Origin of the sequence: Paraniabella aurantiaca (assembly GCF_050309965.1) — a bacterium.
Taxonomy (GTDB): domain Bacteria; phylum Bacteroidota; class Bacteroidia; order Chitinophagales; family Chitinophagaceae; genus Niabella.
Genome location: NZ_JBLOSY010000001.1, coordinates 2,581,224 through 2,597,763 on the forward strand (window position 1 = coordinate 2,581,224; position 16,540 = coordinate 2,597,763).

Sequence of the window (16,540 nt, forward strand, 5' to 3'; positions counted from 1 at the left end):
TCAACCCATCAACCAGCCTTCACCTCCATACTTGCTGCCACTATCTCCGCTATATCCAAAACCTTTACATCCCCTTCTTTTTCGGCATTTTTTACACCGTCGGTGATCATGGTATTACAAAAGGGACATGCTGCTGCAATATACGACGGGTTAGTTTCAAGGGCTTCCTCTGTGCGTTCAATATTAATGCGTTTTTCACCCTTTTCTTCCTCCTTAAACATTTGAGCGCCCCCGGCACCGCAACAAAGTCCTTTGCTCCGGCAACGTTTCATTTCCACGAGCTCTGCATCCAGCATTTCCAAAACCTGCCTGGGTGCTTCGTAAATATCGTTGGCTCTCCCCAGGTAGCAGCTGTCATGGTAGGTGATCTTTTTGCCTTTAAAATCGCCGCCTTCCTTAATTTTTATTTTACCCTCGTTGATCAATTGCTGTAGAAACGTAGTGTGATGTATCACTTCATAATTGCCACCCAGCTCAGGATACTCATTTTTAAGGGTATTGAAACAATGCGGACAGGCTGTTACAATTTTTTTAATACCATAATTGTTCAGTATCTGTATGTTTTGATAAGCCATCATCTGGAACATAAACTCATTACCTGCCCGCCTAACAGGGTCGCCTGTACACATTTCTTCTTTACCCAGTATGGCATATTTTATTTGAGTAGCATCCAGTATCTGGGTAAAAGCTTTGGTTATCTTCTGCGCCCGCTGGTCAAAGCTACCGGCGCATCCCACCCAGAAAAGTATTTCAGGGATTTCTCCATTGGCAAATATTTCCGCTGCTGTAGGTACGTGCATAGATCGTTATATTTTTTGGCATACAAATGGCAATAAAGCTTGCCCGGTTGTACTTTATAAAATTAGTTCATTTTAGTTCACGGGCTGGTATATTTGCTGATAATTCATGCGCGTAAGAAAATTTTTTGAAAGGCTTTTTAACTGGGAACTGTGGAATTTTCACATTTTATATGCGCCAATTGCACCCGTTTGGCTGTGGTATTGTATTAAAAGCCGCTCGCTTTGGTTCTTTACACCGTCTAATCCTAATATTACTTTTGGAGGGTTTGAGGGAGAAGGGAAGAAGGAAATGTACCAGTTATTACCTGCTGAAATAACTCCGCAAACCATTTATGTAAAACCAGGGATCTCGTTCCATGACTTAAAGAAGAGGGTAGATGCTTCCGGCATCCGGTATCCTTTTGTTGTTAAGCCGGACGTGGGTATGAAGGGCATCCTTTTCCGGGTTATTGAAGATGATGCCCAGTTGAAAAAGTATCACGCTCATATCCCTTTTAAATATATTATACAGGAGAAAATTGATTTTCCTGTAGAGGTAAGTGTGTTTTACTACCGCTATCCCTGGCAGTCAACGGGTGTTGTGTCCGGATTTATATACAAAGAGCTATTGCAGGTAACAGGAGATGGAAAAAGTACCCTGAAACAGCTGATCAATCAGCACGAAAGGGCTAGATACCGGTTTGAAGAAATGGAGCTGAAGCATGGGCATGATTTTGACAAAATTCTTGAAACAGGGGAAGTGTTTTATCTTTCTTTCGCCGGCAATCATAACCGCGGTGCAAGATTTACCAACCTGCACCACGAAATTAATCCCGCATTGGTAGCCGTATTTGATAAACTAAGCCAGGATACCCAGTTCTATTATGGCCGCTATGACATTAAAACCAACTCTATCGAGGATCTCAAAAACGGTAAGCATTTTATTGTTTTAGAATATAACGGTGCTGGAGCAGAACCCAACCATATCTATGATTGTGGCATGAGTTTGGGCAAAGCTTACAAAACAATCTTACAACATTGGAGAGCTTTATACGAAATAAGTCGATACAACGCAAAACAGGGGCATGCCTATTGGTCTTATCGCCGGGGAAAAAAATACCTGCGTGCCGCCAAGCATCATTTTAGAATACTGGAGAAATTTGATGAATAATCAGGTATGAGGCTATTAAATGACAAATGACAGTGCATTTTCTGCAACTGTCATTTAATAAACTGTCATCTGTCATATCTTGTTTAGCTGCCTCTTTGAGAACCTGTGTTTTGTTGTTTACTTACAAATGCTCCTGACTGAGGTTTTTGGATAAACTTAGAGTTATTACCCTGCTTATTATTATCCTTGCTTTTGTTGTCTTTTTTTCCTTTCTTATTATTTTGATTGAGTAATGACATGGCCTAACGTTTTTTAGTTTTAAATAATCCAATGATCAAATTTAATGGATAAAGTAATTGGATAGATGTTAATAATATCGAAGCTATGGCAATGCCATTGCCTATTTCTGTTGCTAGCTGCATTTTTTGCAGTTGGTTATAGCTAGTGTAATGTTCGATAAATTGATTATTCCATAAACTTCCTGCAATGATGATGATAAACAACAGGGCAGAACCAATAACATGAATTTTATACAATTTCTGCGAAAAAAGACGGTGATATGTAAAAGTATACAATAGCCAGAGCAGCGATAGAAAAACTGCGCAAACCATAAAGATCCTGCTAAACGGAACTATATAAATTGTATCATACAAATTAATATCCAGCGTCTTTTTTAGGGTAAGAAAGGCCGCCAGAAAAAATAAAGCGGATACAATCAGCAACAAGTTATGCAATGGACGCAAAATTTTCATAACTGCAAAACTAGTTAAGCAGGTAAATCTTTCCTTAAAAACTTAGGTTGTTATACTATTTGTTGTGCACTAAACATTTAACCCCACCTGCTGCAGTCGGCAGGCGCGAGAACCGAAGACGTAAGGGCAAGCTGTATAGACCGTGTACTGATGGTGCTTCAAAGCTACATTTTACGAGATAACGTCAAAGGAAATTGCTCATGCATACATATTTACCTCAAGCAAAGAACAAAGTAGTCAATCTCAACAATTACATATTTTTAGAAATTGAAGTTAGCTGAAAAATCATCAAAACTTTAAGCAAACGCTTAATTCAAGTCTTGGATAAAATGCTATGTCTGGCCGAAATAATATGAAGTAAGCAGTGCGGTGGGGTTATAGCCTGCATGACATCCTGGTTTTAAACGGTTGTGTTGCGTAATTGCCTGGGGTATTAAGCTGCCTCGTAACGTTTAACCAAACATATACCTAATTCGTGTTATATTTTAAAGTTTGATCAGTAAGGTTGATGATCAAATAAAAATCAATCCCGTTCTTTGATAACAGAAAAATACCTCGTTAAAAAATACACGCAATGAAATACAACCTAATCCTGGTCGCAGTTATTGGTTCTATAACACTTATCTCCTGTGCCGGCAATAGTGATAAAAAAGCAGCGGGCGTTTTGGCGGATAAAACGGCTGACGGAGGGCCGACCGTTAATAGTGAGGATGCCAAAACCGGCACTTTTAGCATTGACGGAAAAGAAGTAAGTGCGGGCGTTACGACCCAGTATTTTGGTGATAAGGAAAAAGGAAATTTTTCGGTATTGTGCCAGCATAATGAAGGCAGTGATCCTGCCGGTGCCAATTTCGAATTATTGCAGGTGACTTTTATAAATGAGAAAGATGCGACTACCAACCCTGCTTTAAAAATTTACAGCAATGGTTCATCCTTACCTATGACTGAACCGGAGCCGGGCATTGTAGCAGTTTCGTTAACCGGTGTAGGTAATGGGTTGGGTTCGGACGAGTTTACCGGAAGCGAAAAATCTACCGGAACCATTACTGTTAAAAACCGGACGATCGAGATAAAGGATTTGAGCCTTTTTACAAGTGAAGGTGAAAAGAAAGTAATTACTGCCTCGCTTCCGTTTTAGCGTTTAGCTATGCCAAACATTTTCCCAAAACTATTCTGTAAATAATTTAATCAAAATAAATTCTAATGAAAAACTTATTACTTATTCTAATGCTTGCTGTTGTTGTATCATGTGGTAAAGATGAAGAATTGCCACAGCCGAAGACAATATTAGTATCGCAATCAACAACGGTTAGCACAAGTGCTACTACCGTAGTGAAATATAATCGTAACGCCAGCGGTAGATTATTAAGCTATGGGTCATCATCTAAAGATTCTGTGGCCATCGATTATGACGCTCGCGGAAATATTAGTGCAATGCGATTTACATATCTCAATCAAAACCGTTGGGAGTATACCTATGACGGCCAAAACAGGCTCGTTTCAAAACAAGGTTATAATTCTGATGGTACCAAGGGGAGCGAGGCTGTATTTACTTACTTTGACGACAGGTTAGAGATGCTGCAGACTTATCCAAACGGTAGCACTAATAAACATGTTTATTTTTATACAGCGGATAAAAAGAATGTATCGAATTATAAGCTGTACGGTACTTCAGGTAAAGTAGCACAGGACGAAACATATACCATTAGCAATGTAAAAGCGCCCCGGTTTGGGTATGAAGCTGTAAATGGGTTTATCAACACCAATGCATCAGAAAAGACGGTTCGTGTTGAATACGATAATTCTTTACCCGATAGTCCTGCCAAAACGACAACTTTTTTTAGTAAGATCGTTGCAAATGAAAGTGGTTACCCGGCTTCAATAGAATATTCAGCTTCTAATAGTACTGCAATATCAACCCGGAATTACGACTATATCGCCTGGTAAAAGGGTTGTTGGCTATCACGGCTTCAATATATTTACTATATCGCCCCCGCTATTCTGGTCTAATGAAATGTAGGTTACCAACTATTAATTGGTAGCGGACCATTTGGTTGATTTAAGATCAGTGATCGATAGCGCTTTTTTACCCGTATCATACACTACTTTAAAAGTATAGTGTGCGTTGCCAGACATGCCTTTAGGGTCGATTACCTGCGCTTTAAATACTTCCGCTCCGATTTTTACAGATATCGCCGGTACGGCCACAACAATAGCTTTGTAAAAACCAGGTTTGTAGTGCCAGGGTTTGGTTTCTTCACTTTGCAGTACGGTAATAACGGCATCGTTGGGTACATTCACCGTTTCAAAGTCTATTAAGGTGTTCCTGTGAATAAACCTGCCATCTTTAATGTTGCTCGAAGGTGTTTCATGGTTGATTGCAATCAGGGCATCGGCATTCCTGAGCTTAACCTCATCGCTCTGGTCGCCAATATTCGGAAATACTGTCACCGGAGAAGTTGCATAAACGTCTCGTTTAACCGACGCCTGGGGAGATTTGTAATAATCAGGTGAAACAAGTCCAAATCCTATATAGTTAAAAGAATAGCTGGATGGCTCATACCGGAGCGAATAAGGATCGCCCGCCGGAACAGCATGTAACGTATCTGCTGCTATATTAAAGGTATATTTCTGGTTGCCTCCGCTAAGGATCCAGTCCTGTCGTTCTTTCAGGTCAATGTCCTTTATGGCAAAAGCCACGCTTTTAACCGGTATTTCAACTACCGGGTTTTCAATTCCATTTTTTTTACAGGAGAACAGAAGCAGGGTAGCGGCGAACAGAGCCAGCGGATATAATCGTTTCATGACCTATATAACGGCTAATAAACCGGAAGTGCAACAACTCGTATTAAAAAAATCAAAATAAAGAATGGTCGCGAAATCCGCTTAATAAGTTAAATTTGCCGTCACACCAGTAAAACAAGTATGAGCGTAGATAAGCATGTAGAAGAGGAAAAAAGCCTCAATTTTTTGGAAGAAATAGTAGAGAATGATCTGTCGGCAGGGAAATATCAATCGATTATGACCCGTTTTCCGCCCGAGCCTAATGGCTATTTACATATTGGTCACGCCAGTAGTATTTGCCTGAATTTTGGATTAACACAAAAATTCGGCGGCGGTACGAATCTCCGTTTTGATGATACCAACCCGGTTACGGAGGATACTGAATATGTAGAAAGTATTAAAGAGGATATTAAATGGCTGGGTTTTGAATGGAAAAATGAATTATATGCTTCGGATTATTTCGAGACCTTATACGAATTTGCAATAAAGCTGATCAATAATAGCCTGGCTTATGTAGACGATAGCACCAGCGAAGAAATTGCGCAGCAAAAGGGAACGCCTACGCAGCCGGGACATCGTAACCAGTATGCAGAAAGGTCGGTAGAAGAGAACCTTCAGTTGTTTGCAGATATGCGTGCCGGTAAGTATAAAGATGGCGAAAAGGTGTTGAGGGCTAAAATAGATATGGAGTCTTCGAATATGTTGATGCGTGATCCTATTTTATACCGTATCAAACATGCGCATCATCATCGTACCGGCGATACCTGGTGCATTTACCCGATGTATGATTTTGCGCACGGGCAAAGCGATTCAATAGAACATATCACACACTCGATCTGTACGATGGAGTTTGTACCACATCGTGAAGTTTATGACTGGCTGATTGAAAAGCTCGGCATATTTCCTTCTAAACAATACGAGTTTGCGAGAAGGAACCTGAGCCACACGGTAACCAGCAAAAGAAAACTGCTGCAACTGGTGAATGAAAAATATGTATCGGGCTGGGATGATCCCCGTATGCCCACTATTGCAGGCTATCGTCGCCGGGGCTATACACCAGAAAGCATCCGGGATTTCTGTGATCGTATCGGGGTAGGCAAACGGGATAATATGGTAGACCTGGGATTGCTGGAGTTTTGTGCACGTGAGCATTTAAATAAGATCGCTTTAAGAAGAATGGTGGTGTTTGACCCGGTAAAAGTGGTGATCACCAATTATGATAAGGATAGTGAGCTGCTGGTAGCAGAGAACAATCCTGAAGACACCGGCACAGGCAACCGTGAAATAACCTTCAGTAATGAGTTGTACATCGAGCGGGAAGACTTTATGGAGAATCCTCCAAAAAAATATTTCCGCCTGGCGCCTGGTCAGAAAGTTCGTTTAAAATATGCTTATATTATCCAATGCGATGAAGTAGTGAAAGATGAAGCGGGTAATGTAACGCAACTGAATTGTACTTATATTCCCGAAAGTAAAAGCGGTGCCGATACTTCCGGCATCCATGTAAAAGGAACCCTGCATTGGGTAAACGCCAAAGATCATATCGCTATCCAAATTCACGAATATGATCGACTGTTTACCGTAGAAAACCCGGCGAATGAAGAAGGTGAGTTCCAGTCTTATATCAATCCCAATTCTTTAACAATATTAAATGGCGCACTGGCGGAGCCTGCATTGAAGGAAGCGCTGGTAACTGAGCGTTTCCAGTTTTTGCGTAAAGGTTATTTTGTATTAGATAAAGAAAGTCCTAAAGATCTTTTAGTGTTTAACCGTACAGTTGGTTTAAAAGATAGCTGGGCAAAGGCCGGTAAATAGCATTAGCATCGTTTTTGCATATAGTTCATAACTAATAAAATATAGTTATGGACTTAAGCAGTCTGGATATTATTGATGCTAAAGCATTCTTTCTGGGTCAGGACGAATGGGTCTTCTTATTTGAGGTTGTTGTACGATGCTTCATATCCTTTGTGATCGTTTTATTTGCCCTACGGCTAACCGGCAAGAAAGGAGTACGGCAGCTTACCGTTTTTGAACTCGTTATTATCCTTACGCTGGGCTCCGCTGCAGGTGATATGGGCTTTTACAAAGACGTGGGCGTACTGCCGGCAGTACTTACCATCATCTGCATCATTCTTTTTTACAAATTAGTTACCTGGTTGCTGATTAAATCCGATAAGTTTGAAAGACTGATAGAAGGACAGCCCGTTACTATTATCAGGCACGGACGTTATACAGAGGAGGTAGTCAAAAACGAAAATATTTCCTTCGATGAGTTTTTTATGGAACTACGCCTCGCGGGTATCGAGCACCTCGGACAAATAAAATATGCAATACTTGAAGTGAACGGAGATGTAAGCGTCTTTAAAAGAGCACCTGAAGAAATTACACCAGGTCTTCATATCTTACCCGATAAAATGAAAAAGTTTTATACAGATTATTACCCTGCAGATGGGTTGTATGCCTGTGTTTGCTGTGGATATACCGAACATAAAAAACAAGGGCCGGTAGCTGTTTGTAAAGATTGTGAAGGCGTGAAATGGTCTGAAGGTTGTGATGCAAAATGGCAGTGATATAAAAGAGAAATCCACGAAATTTCTTTCGCGGATTCTCCATTTAAACCTCCGATTAAAAAAGCCAGATTAATTAATGTTCTTCGCTGCTTTCAAAGCCGAATAATGCCAGTCTCACCGGCCGTGAGCTCACTTTGTGTTTTACAACTTTGCTAAAATCAGCCAGGCTTACCTGGAGTACTTCTCCGCTGGACGGAACGGCGATGTAAGCAAACCTTTCCGTGGCTTCAAGCACGGGTTTATAAACATCTGCGCTGTTAACAGCTCCGATGGCTGCGCCTTCTTTTTTAAGTAAGCCCGTTGCCAGGTCATATATTCTAAGCTTGCCGTCGGTAGTTAAAAGCAGCAGGTTTTTTCCGCTGTAATCTACCTTGCATTGAAAGGCATCTGCACCGGCGTAAACGGCTGTCATTTTGTTACCCGTGATATCGATAATATAAGCGCCTTTGGCAGCACTGTACCCAATGAATTTTTTTGCGCCCTCTGCATAAAGTATAGTACCCAGCCTGGCCGCGCCGAAGTCTGCAGGGTTATTGATAAAATTCTGTGTTCCGTTCTGTGCAACCAACAATGCGCCACCTGCTGTTGCACTCGCATCGGTAAAGGCGCCGAACACTGCATACTGGCCATCGCTGGCATTGCCATGCAGATTACCTACTTCTCTTGTTGAAGCATGTACTTCAGCGCCGTTTTTGTCGATGATCTTTACACGGGTAGGAGATTTACCCGCGGCTGAAGCCCAGGTAATAGCATAGTTGCCATTGGTAAACTGTGCCATCGCTCCATGATGTGCTACAAGGCCTGCATTAACGATCTTGAATGTAGCACCCGCAGTATTGAAGTCCGCTTCGTTACCTACGCTTAAAGTACCATCGCCGTCATTAAAAATAAGATTCTCACGGCCTTTACTTTTAAAGTGAGTGGGCTTCAACCCGGTTGCAGTTATAGGTGTCCATTTAGCCGACCCGGCCACATCTACATGGTCATCATGAGAAAGCAAACCGTTATCAAACACCTCTACCAGGTTATTGGTGCCGTGTAATACTGCGGCATATCTTCCGGATGCAGTGGGGTAGAGATTGGCCAGTGGAAATTTAGCCTGGAACGTGGAGATCTTTGCATCGTATGGCTGCAGAAAACTAAGCGTGGTGCTTGTTTCATCACTTACTAAAACGCGTACAAACTTATACTCGTTGGCATCTTCGGGTGGAGTGGGAGGTAATACATCGTCGTTTTTATTACATGCCGCAAAGCCGGCCAGTAATGCAACAACAGCAGTTGTCCTGAAAATTGATTTTTTGTTCATAATTGAAATGGATTTAAGGGGTCTTTTTGTTTTTAAAGAATGATTGAATAATTAATTGAAGTCGATACCCAGCTCTAAGTATTGGTAAAGCGATAGGTTATAGGTTTGGTTTTTGTACAGTACCACAAAATAATAATCGCCCGAAGCCCAGCTTTTAGTGCCGGTGATCGGGTTGGGAGTAGGCGCATTGTTGTCATTACCGGCGCCTATAGATAAATTGGGTATACTTCTTACTGTCTGAAAAGTGGCGAGGTCAAAAACAAAGTTGGAGAAGGAGCCCGCTGACGGCCAGTCCTTATGCTCATATACATCGTACACGATTACTTTGCTGAAATCAATATTGTCAATACTTTCAGGCCGATAGTTATCTTTTTTATTGATCAGTAACAGGTATAGTTTTCCATTTCCTTTCACATTTTCAATAGCAGCCTGGGCACTGAATACATCATTTTTTTTCAGCTTAAGGCCTGCCGTAACAAAGGCTCCGTTCCGGTAGTAGGGTGTGTCGCCAATGTGTAAGTTTAATACGGATAGGGTTGGGTCAACGGAAAGGTTGGCGGGGTCATAGATCCTGATAGTTTTTTTAACTTCCAATACAGAACCATTCTCATCTTTCACAATGATCAGGAAGTCATAAATGCCCTCGACAGCGGTTGTGGGAATATCGAAATGCTTATGAATAGTGGCATTTTTCGCGCCTTTATATTCTAGCCATTCTACTGTATAGTCCCAGGGCCGGGAGTAGGTTGCTCCGGCCCGGGGCGTAATTTTTATCTGTACAACATCGATTCTATAACCTGCTGTTATTTCAGCATTAAAATGAAAATCCCGCCCGATCACCCCGGTTTCATTATTGGCCGTTCCTACTTCAATGTTATCTGCTTTGGGGAGGGTTTTATCACCTTCAATGGACTGGTCTTTCTTGCATGCACCCAATGACAGTAAAATGAACAGTATGGCAATGGCAAATTTGGACATATTCATGTTTTCAAATTTTCTATTTAAATGAGTATTGTATTTTATATTACTTATTATTCATACTGTATTGATATGGGAATAGACTTGTGGACACTAATATTATAGGATGAATTGTAATAAAGAATGACCAGGTCATATTGGCCGGTTTCCCATGCTTTGAGGCCCGATATCGTATTTCCCGCAGCATCTTTTCCCGCTCCGATCTCCATGGTGTCGCCGCCCCATACTCCGTCTATATTCCTTAGAGTGGAAATACTTGATCCCGCACTAAGACCACTATGTTCTACTTTAGAGATAATGACACATTTGGAGAAATCCAGTTGATCTACAGTTTCAGGGAAGTATCTGAGTTTTCGATTGATCAATGCGGTATACAATACCCCGTTACCCTGAATTTGCTTTATCTGGGTACGTGCTGTTAAAGAATCATTTTTTTTGAAGAGCAGGGGATCTTCAACATACGTGTTCATGTAGTAGATCATGGTTCCATTTCTTAAAAAAATATCCCTGTCGATTAATGGATCCACCGGCATATTAGCCGCATCAATAATGGAGAGTTCTTCCCTGAGCTCCAGCCGCGTCCCGTTTTCATCATTTACTATGAAAACAAAATCGTATATACCTTCCGGCGCTTCATTGGGAACAGTAAAATGTTTGTGTACATTGGTATTCTTAACACCGGAAAATTCTTCCCAGGTGAGTTCAAATTTCCAACTGCCCGAATAGGTACGATCTGCCTTCTGTAGAATCTGAACTATAACCGTAGTGATTTTATTTCCGGCAATCACATCAGCATTTAAGTGAAAATCCCTTCCTCTTATGGCCCGTTTGTTATTCGCATACCCAATTTCAATATTGTCGGCTGTGGGCTTAACAGCTGCTGTATCTGGTTGCTCTTTTTTACACCCTGAAATGGCCAAACCTAAAACAACCATTAATATGCTTATTAGGCTGATCTTTTTTTTCATGTTGAGTTTTTTATTTTATCTGAATTCTTTTTTACCTGATTTTGAAACTTAATCCTTTGATGGTTTGCCATCCTTCTTTGTCGGTCACACGTATCAGGAAATGGTAGTCTCCTGGATCTACATCGGCAGGTATATTGATTACCTGTTCAACAACATGATTCGTTTGCCCTACTGGTACCGGAATCGTTTGTATCAGCACCATGGGTTTTACCGGTGTTTTTACAGCTTCCATGTTACAGGCGCTAACTTCCGTGCTGTGCGAGTGATGGTCGAAATTGTGATGTATGTCAATGCTTACCGATCCCAGCTCCTTATTGTCGCTTACGTGGATCTTCGCTGTAAACGGCTGGCCCCGCTGTACCTCGCTGCATTGTTTCGGAAAAGCACTGGCAGTGACTACATCAATTTCAGGATAGGTGGTATCAATGGTTTCCTGGTCTTTCTTCGAACAGGCAGAGAGCAGTACTAAGAAGCTCAACAGGCCGGTGAATAATTGCTTTTGTTTCATAACTATGGAGATTTATAAATTACGGTTGAGCAGCTGGTTTAAAGCTGAAGGGTATTCTTATTGATAATACCAGGTTTCTTCCTTGCTCAGGTAAACCTATCAATCTATAGAAGCTGGTATGACTCAGGTATCTCGTATCAAGCGCATTTTGCAGCTGGAGATTCAGATCTATTTGTTGACCGTGCAGCGGAAAGCTGGTGCCCGCCTGTAGATTGATCAGGGTATATCCATCCGTTTTCTTTTCGGGAGGGACTATATTGTTTTGTGCTGCTGTAACACGATAATCAACCGATAAATAGGTATGGGTGAAAATACCTGTGTGTACCGGCTTGTAAGTAATGTTGAACAGTGCAGAAGCCGGGGGAGAGAAGGGCAGGGTATAACCTTTCTTATCTCCTGATAGCTGCTTCGCATAAATATACTCACCCAGTACCTCTGTACTCAGGTTTTCCCAGGGCTGGTATTTAACCTGTACTTCCCCGCCATACCGCATCACCCGTGCTTGCGCGTATTCGAAAATCTGGTTGCCCGCACCATAGAAATAGTCATGGCCGGCAGTAGGGTTCAAATAAATATAATTAGGGAAATAGTTAAAGAAAGGGTTGAGCTGAACGCGTACTGTAGAATTGTCGTAAGCCGCACCCAGGTCCAGCTGGTATGACTCTTCGGGTTTTAGTTGTGTATTTCCTTTTTCATAACTGAAGTAATGATAGTTGACACCATTAGCCCCCAACTCCTTGGCAATAGGTACTCTGAAACTCTTGCCTACATTGCCTTTCAGCTCCCAATGATTCGTATTGTAGTTTACACCTAAAGAACCTGTAATACTATTGAAGCTGCGGTTCACATGGTCGGCCCTCATCAGGTATTCCTGTTGTGTGTGTCCATTCTCCGTAGTGGTAGAAGGAAACCAGTCGGTATATTTCTTCATGGCAAGATGTACATGGTCATACCTCATGGCGCCATGTACAAGCAGCTTTTCGCTCACCTTCCATTTATCGTATAGGTAAGCCCCCAGGTTTTGCTGGTTGAACGCGGGAACCAGGAAGCTCCAGCCACCGATCGCATTGTTCTGGATCTCTCCGTTAATGCCTGCTTCCAGCTGGTGATGGCCGACTTTGATACGGTCACGCAGATTAAGGGAATAGACATTTTTGTCAAAAGCCCTTTCAAGGTTGCGGGGAATATTTAAAGAGTCTGGATAGATGGCCGGCATATAGCCATGGTTCACATAATGGTTATACTCCTGCCTCAGGTTATTTTGAAATCCGGTTTCCAGTTCGAGCTGATGATCATTCAAAGTAATACTGGTATGATTGAGTACTTTGAAGTGATTAACTCTTTGATAAGGGCTAAGTATATCCCTGCTGCGGGCATCATGCATCGCAGTATTCACCTGCCTGGGCTCCAACCCGTGTGCATTCGCAAAGAAACCTGTTTTAGAGTATGTATTACTCAGGTAAAAGATCGACTTTAGCCGGTCGCTGGTATACCCGGTGTTTAAGTGTATACCCGTTTCTCTGCCGGCCGTATTACGCAGGTAGTGGTTGTGGAGGTCAACTGCAAAATCATAAATATAAACCCGGTTGGCGGGCACTTTGTAATCACCGTAATCCTGGATCGTAAAGCGGGCGGTTGTCATCCATTTTTCAGTTCTTGAATACAGGTTAATAGAAGTTCCCAACAGGTTGTTATTGGTTTTTCCTATTAGGTTAACATCTCCGCCAAAGGTATGTGGCGCTGGTAAAGGCGGACGTTTGATATTTACAGCTCCGGCAATGGCGTCCGATCCATAGGCAAAGGATGCAGGTCCTTTAAGTATTTCTACTTCCTGCACTGCAAACTGGTCAATTTCCAAACCATGATCCGCACCCCATTGCTGCCCTTCATGTTTTATGCCCTTGTCCAGCACTACTACACGATTAAAGCCCAGTCCCCTGATCAAAGGCTTGGATTGGCCTGATCCAATGCCAATTGTTTTTACCCCTGGCAATCGCTGCAGGCTTTGCATCAGGCTGCCACCAAGGTGTTGTTGAATAAAATCCGCTTTTACAATATCCATGTTGAGCATGGCTTCTTTTTTTCTTTTGGCTGTAGTGTTGTTTTGTACCACAACTTCCTGTAACGTGTGACTTTCAGGGTGCAGGCGTATGATCAGCGATATATCGGTACTTTTTAGAACACCCGTTTTGACAACGGTTTTATATCCCTGCATAGAAACCTTTACTTCGTAAGGGCCAGGACTCACCTGCCGGAAGATGTATCGGCCTGTTGAGTCGCTGACTCCTAATGTAGACGTTTTAAGCTCAATAGAAGCGTCGGTTACGGGCAGATGGTTATCATCAGATACCGTTACAATAATTTGCCGGGATTGCGTGCGGGCTGTTGTGCATATAGTTATGCAACACAGCATCAGAAAAAACTTCATAGTTACAGGCTACTGAAACAGGTTGTGTATACCAGGGATGCTGCCCTGATGAAATCCAGGAAAACGAGCCTGAGCAATATAGAAGCTACAATAGCATAATACTATGCTTGTTATAGCACTTATAACCTGAAACAGTAAATAGTTGCTATTATACTAATAACAAAAGTGAAAGAAAACCTTACGGTTGATTAGATAACGAATAGGTTAGAAGAAGGTGGGCCCTTATTGGTGTAGGCCTGTATAAAAAGCTCACGGGCTATGGTGATATAGTAACTATAGGGATTGTAAGGCTCAGGCTGTGGCGGAACCAAAGAATAGCTAAATTGTTCCGGAGCTCCACTAATACTACGCGTAGTAATATGATCACAAATAGAGCAATGCTCCTTACCTGTAGTAAGCTTTTTTACATGTGTGGTATGAGTTGTTTCAGAACAATCGTGGTGATGGTGGAAGGCCTGTATATAAAGCACCAAGGAAAGCAACAGGAAGCATCCTATCGCTCCCGCTTGTCTCAACCTATACCTGATATGTATATACGAGCGTTTCAAAACTGCAACAAAGTTGCATATTCAAGTTTGAAATTCCAAAAGAAATGTAAAAAAATAGTGAGGATGGTTGAAAACTTCTGGTAACTATCCTGTTAGGATTTTTTATTTTTGTAAAGCCCGGCAACTCTAAGTTACCAAACCATTTTGAAGCCCTCAATTATAAATGCTATGCTCGAGCCTATTTCAATCGTCTTGAATAAAGCCGATTTAAAGAGAGATTTAAGTATCATGGAGAAAGATCAGAAAATGATTGATCTACCCATATTCCAGTCTTTAAAAGTACAGGTAGAACAGCGCATCAGCGACTATCCTGACGTAATCATTGAAGATATTAAATTTCAGCAGGGAGAGCATCCTGAGCAGAACGATATTGTCACGGCAGTGGTATCATTTAAGTTGAACAACTGATGCAATCGTTTTTGCGATGAGCGTCACTGTCATCTAAACAGTACCATGTAAGCTATCTGCTAGGTTTCTGAGTTGCTATATAAAACACGTGTATAGAATCTTTGAATATCGCTGAAGTATACAATAGCGATCATGATAGCTGATACAAATATGGTCGCCGTATAGTTGGAAGGAAAGTAGTAATAGAGTATGAATAATACCAGGCATACTCTGGCTATTTCCAGGTAAGATATCCATCGGCGTTGATCAAGTATAGCACCACAGTTAATGAGACTGATAATGATAAAAAAGGAAAACAGCGTGAGCGACTTAACCGAAAAATATTGTTCGAATAGTAATACAACAAATAGCACCATTAACGAAATGGCTGTTTGTATACTTACATAGTAGCGCATAGCTGTTGTGGGCGCGGCTTTTGTTCGCTTATGCCGTAAAAATTTTCTTTCAAGAATAGTCCGGTACCGGGGATCCAGGTCATCTGGCTTTCCAAACAACGTACGCCATTTTTGTTTAAAGCCCCTGGCGTAGTAAAAGTTGAGCAATATTTCCAGCGTGAAGTGAAAATGCTGCCATAAAAAGCTATGACTTTCCAATGGCTTGGTTAGTCCGTAGGTGATCTGTATGTTTTTGTCCTCTTTAACGAAAGTTCCAAAAAGTTTGTCCCAGATAATCAATACGTCTCCATAATTTTTGTCAAGATATTCCGGGTTGGAAGCGTGATGAATGCCGTGATGAGTAGGCGTAACCAGGATTTTTTCAAACCATCCCCATTTCCCCAGCGCCTGTGTATGGATGAAAAACGGGTAGATCCCATGCACTAATAATAAGATGGAAATCATCAACGGAGGAAACCCCAATAAAGGCAATATAGCCCAGAATACACTTCTTATTACCGCCTGGAATACCGTGATCCTGGCAGAGACCGTATAATTAAAATCTTCACTTTGATGATGTACCACGTGCGCTGCCCAGAAAGCATTAATCTCGTGTGCCAACCGGTGGTACCAGTACCAAACAAAATCTGTAACCAGGAAGAGAAGTACCCATACAATGAAGCTTTCTTTAATATCGAATAAGGCAAAATTTTCGTACACATAGGTGAAGAAATAAAAAAACAGGCCGGTCGTAAAAAGATCCAGTAACCGTTCGGCTATACCCACGTTGATATTGGCCACCGACTCTGCATACTGGAAAAAATTTTTACCGCTTCTTTTAGAATATAAGTACTCCCAGGCTATAAAAAAAAGAAACAGAGGAATAGCAAACGCTAAAAAATTTAAATGCATGATGATCGGAATTTTAGTCTACTTTTTATATAGACTATTCAAAGGTATTATTTTGTCCAATACGGGGTGTTATAAAAAACTAAAATTTCGACACCTGATTTCGATCAAAGTAAT

At 41.5% G+C, this 16,540-nt stretch carries 17 protein-coding genes; 6 read left to right on the top strand and 11 right to left on the bottom strand.

What is annotated here, in order from left to right; translation table 11 throughout:
* Positions 1–8: 8 nt before the first annotated feature.
* Positions 9–800, bottom strand: a complete 792-nt coding sequence (locus tag ACLOAU_RS11235; RefSeq protein WP_427861965.1) for a (Fe-S)-binding protein — start codon at positions 798–800, stop codon at positions 9–11.
* A 106-nt stretch (positions 801–906) separates the two neighbouring features.
* Here ACLOAU_RS11235 and ACLOAU_RS11240 point away from each other — a divergent pair, with 106 nt between their 5' ends.
* On the top strand, positions 907–1,950 hold the full coding sequence (locus ACLOAU_RS11240; RefSeq protein WP_427861966.1) for an ATP-grasp domain-containing protein: 1,044 nt from the start codon (positions 907–909) through the stop codon (positions 1,948–1,950).
* 83 nt (positions 1,951–2,033) lie between these two features.
* Here ACLOAU_RS11240 and ACLOAU_RS11245 read toward each other — a convergent pair whose 3' ends face one another.
* Together ACLOAU_RS11245 and ACLOAU_RS11250 are read right to left on the bottom strand one after the other, a co-directional pair.
* Positions 2,034–2,189 (bottom strand): hypothetical protein, encoded by a 156-nt coding sequence (locus ACLOAU_RS11245; RefSeq protein WP_170138296.1) that lies wholly within the window; start codon positions 2,187–2,189, stop codon positions 2,034–2,036.
* A 3-nt stretch (positions 2,190–2,192) separates the two neighbouring features.
* Positions 2,193–2,642, bottom strand: coding sequence for a hypothetical protein (locus ACLOAU_RS11250; RefSeq protein WP_427861967.1), 450 nt, complete (start codon positions 2,640–2,642; stop codon positions 2,193–2,195).
* A 574-nt stretch (positions 2,643–3,216) separates the two neighbouring features.
* On the opposite strand from ACLOAU_RS11250, the gene ACLOAU_RS11255 reads away from it, so the two are divergent.
* A complete protein-coding gene (locus tag ACLOAU_RS11255) occupies positions 3,217–3,780 on the top strand; it encodes a hypothetical protein (protein WP_427861968.1) in 564 nt (187 codons plus the stop codon).
* Between the two features lie 65 nt (positions 3,781–3,845).
* Positions 3,846–4,589, top strand: a complete 744-nt coding sequence (locus ACLOAU_RS11260; RefSeq protein ID WP_427861969.1) for a hypothetical protein — start codon at positions 3,846–3,848, stop codon at positions 4,587–4,589.
* An 84-nt stretch (positions 4,590–4,673) separates the two neighbouring features.
* On the opposite strand, the gene ACLOAU_RS11265 is transcribed toward ACLOAU_RS11260, so the two are convergent.
* Positions 4,674–5,447 carry a hypothetical protein gene (locus ACLOAU_RS11265; protein ID WP_427861970.1) on the bottom strand — a complete coding sequence of 258 codons (774 nt, stop codon included), beginning with the start codon at positions 5,445–5,447 and terminating at the stop codon, positions 4,674–4,676.
* A 120-nt stretch (positions 5,448–5,567) separates the two neighbouring features.
* Between ACLOAU_RS11265 and ACLOAU_RS11270 the strand changes: the two genes are divergently transcribed.
* Positions 5,568–7,241: a glutamine--tRNA ligase/YqeY domain fusion protein gene (locus ACLOAU_RS11270; RefSeq protein WP_427861971.1), complete on the top strand. Its 1,674-nt coding sequence runs from the start codon at positions 5,568–5,570 to the stop codon at positions 7,239–7,241.
* A 47-nt stretch (positions 7,242–7,288) separates the two neighbouring features.
* Complete coding sequence (locus tag ACLOAU_RS11275) at positions 7,289–7,996, top strand: DUF421 domain-containing protein (protein WP_427861973.1); 708 nt, start codon at positions 7,289–7,291, stop codon at positions 7,994–7,996.
* A gap of 73 nt (positions 7,997–8,069) precedes the next feature.
* Here ACLOAU_RS11275 and ACLOAU_RS11280 read toward each other — a convergent pair whose 3' ends face one another.
* From ACLOAU_RS11280 to ACLOAU_RS11305, 6 genes are all read right to left on the bottom strand, one after another.
* Positions 8,070–9,302 carry a hypothetical protein gene (locus ACLOAU_RS11280; RefSeq protein WP_427861974.1) on the bottom strand — a complete coding sequence of 411 codons (1,233 nt, stop codon included), beginning with the start codon at positions 9,300–9,302 and terminating at the stop codon, positions 8,070–8,072.
* A gap of 51 nt (positions 9,303–9,353) precedes the next feature.
* Positions 9,354–10,286, bottom strand: coding sequence for a DUF4625 domain-containing protein (locus ACLOAU_RS11285; protein WP_427861975.1), 933 nt, complete (start codon positions 10,284–10,286; stop codon positions 9,354–9,356).
* A gap of 47 nt (positions 10,287–10,333) precedes the next feature.
* On the bottom strand, positions 10,334–11,248 hold the full coding sequence (locus tag ACLOAU_RS11290) for a DUF4625 domain-containing protein (protein ID WP_427861976.1): 915 nt from the start codon (positions 11,246–11,248) through the stop codon (positions 10,334–10,336).
* Positions 11,249–11,279: 31 nt separating this feature from the next.
* Positions 11,280–11,756: a DUF4625 domain-containing protein gene (locus tag ACLOAU_RS11295; RefSeq protein ID WP_427861977.1), complete on the bottom strand. Its 477-nt coding sequence runs from the start codon at positions 11,754–11,756 to the stop codon at positions 11,280–11,282.
* A 19-nt stretch (positions 11,757–11,775) separates the two neighbouring features.
* Entirely contained in the window at positions 11,776–14,184 is a 2,409-nt protein-coding gene (locus ACLOAU_RS11300; RefSeq protein ID WP_427861978.1) for a TonB-dependent receptor, read from the bottom strand.
* A 188-nt stretch (positions 14,185–14,372) separates the two neighbouring features.
* The gene (locus ACLOAU_RS11305) at positions 14,373–14,732 is read right to left on the bottom strand and encodes a hypothetical protein (protein ID WP_427861979.1); all 360 of its coding nucleotides are present in this window, start codon (positions 14,730–14,732) and stop codon (positions 14,373–14,375) included.
* Positions 14,733–14,900: 168 nt separating this feature from the next.
* On the opposite strand from ACLOAU_RS11305, the gene ACLOAU_RS11310 reads away from it, so the two are divergent.
* Positions 14,901–15,140, top strand: coding sequence for a hypothetical protein (locus ACLOAU_RS11310; RefSeq protein ID WP_427861980.1), 240 nt, complete (start codon positions 14,901–14,903; stop codon positions 15,138–15,140).
* A 59-nt stretch (positions 15,141–15,199) separates the two neighbouring features.
* On the opposite strand, the gene ACLOAU_RS11315 is transcribed toward ACLOAU_RS11310, so the two are convergent.
* Entirely contained in the window at positions 15,200–16,426 is a 1,227-nt protein-coding gene (locus ACLOAU_RS11315; RefSeq protein WP_427861981.1) for a sterol desaturase family protein, read from the bottom strand.
* Between the last annotated feature and the right edge of the window lie 114 nt (positions 16,427–16,540).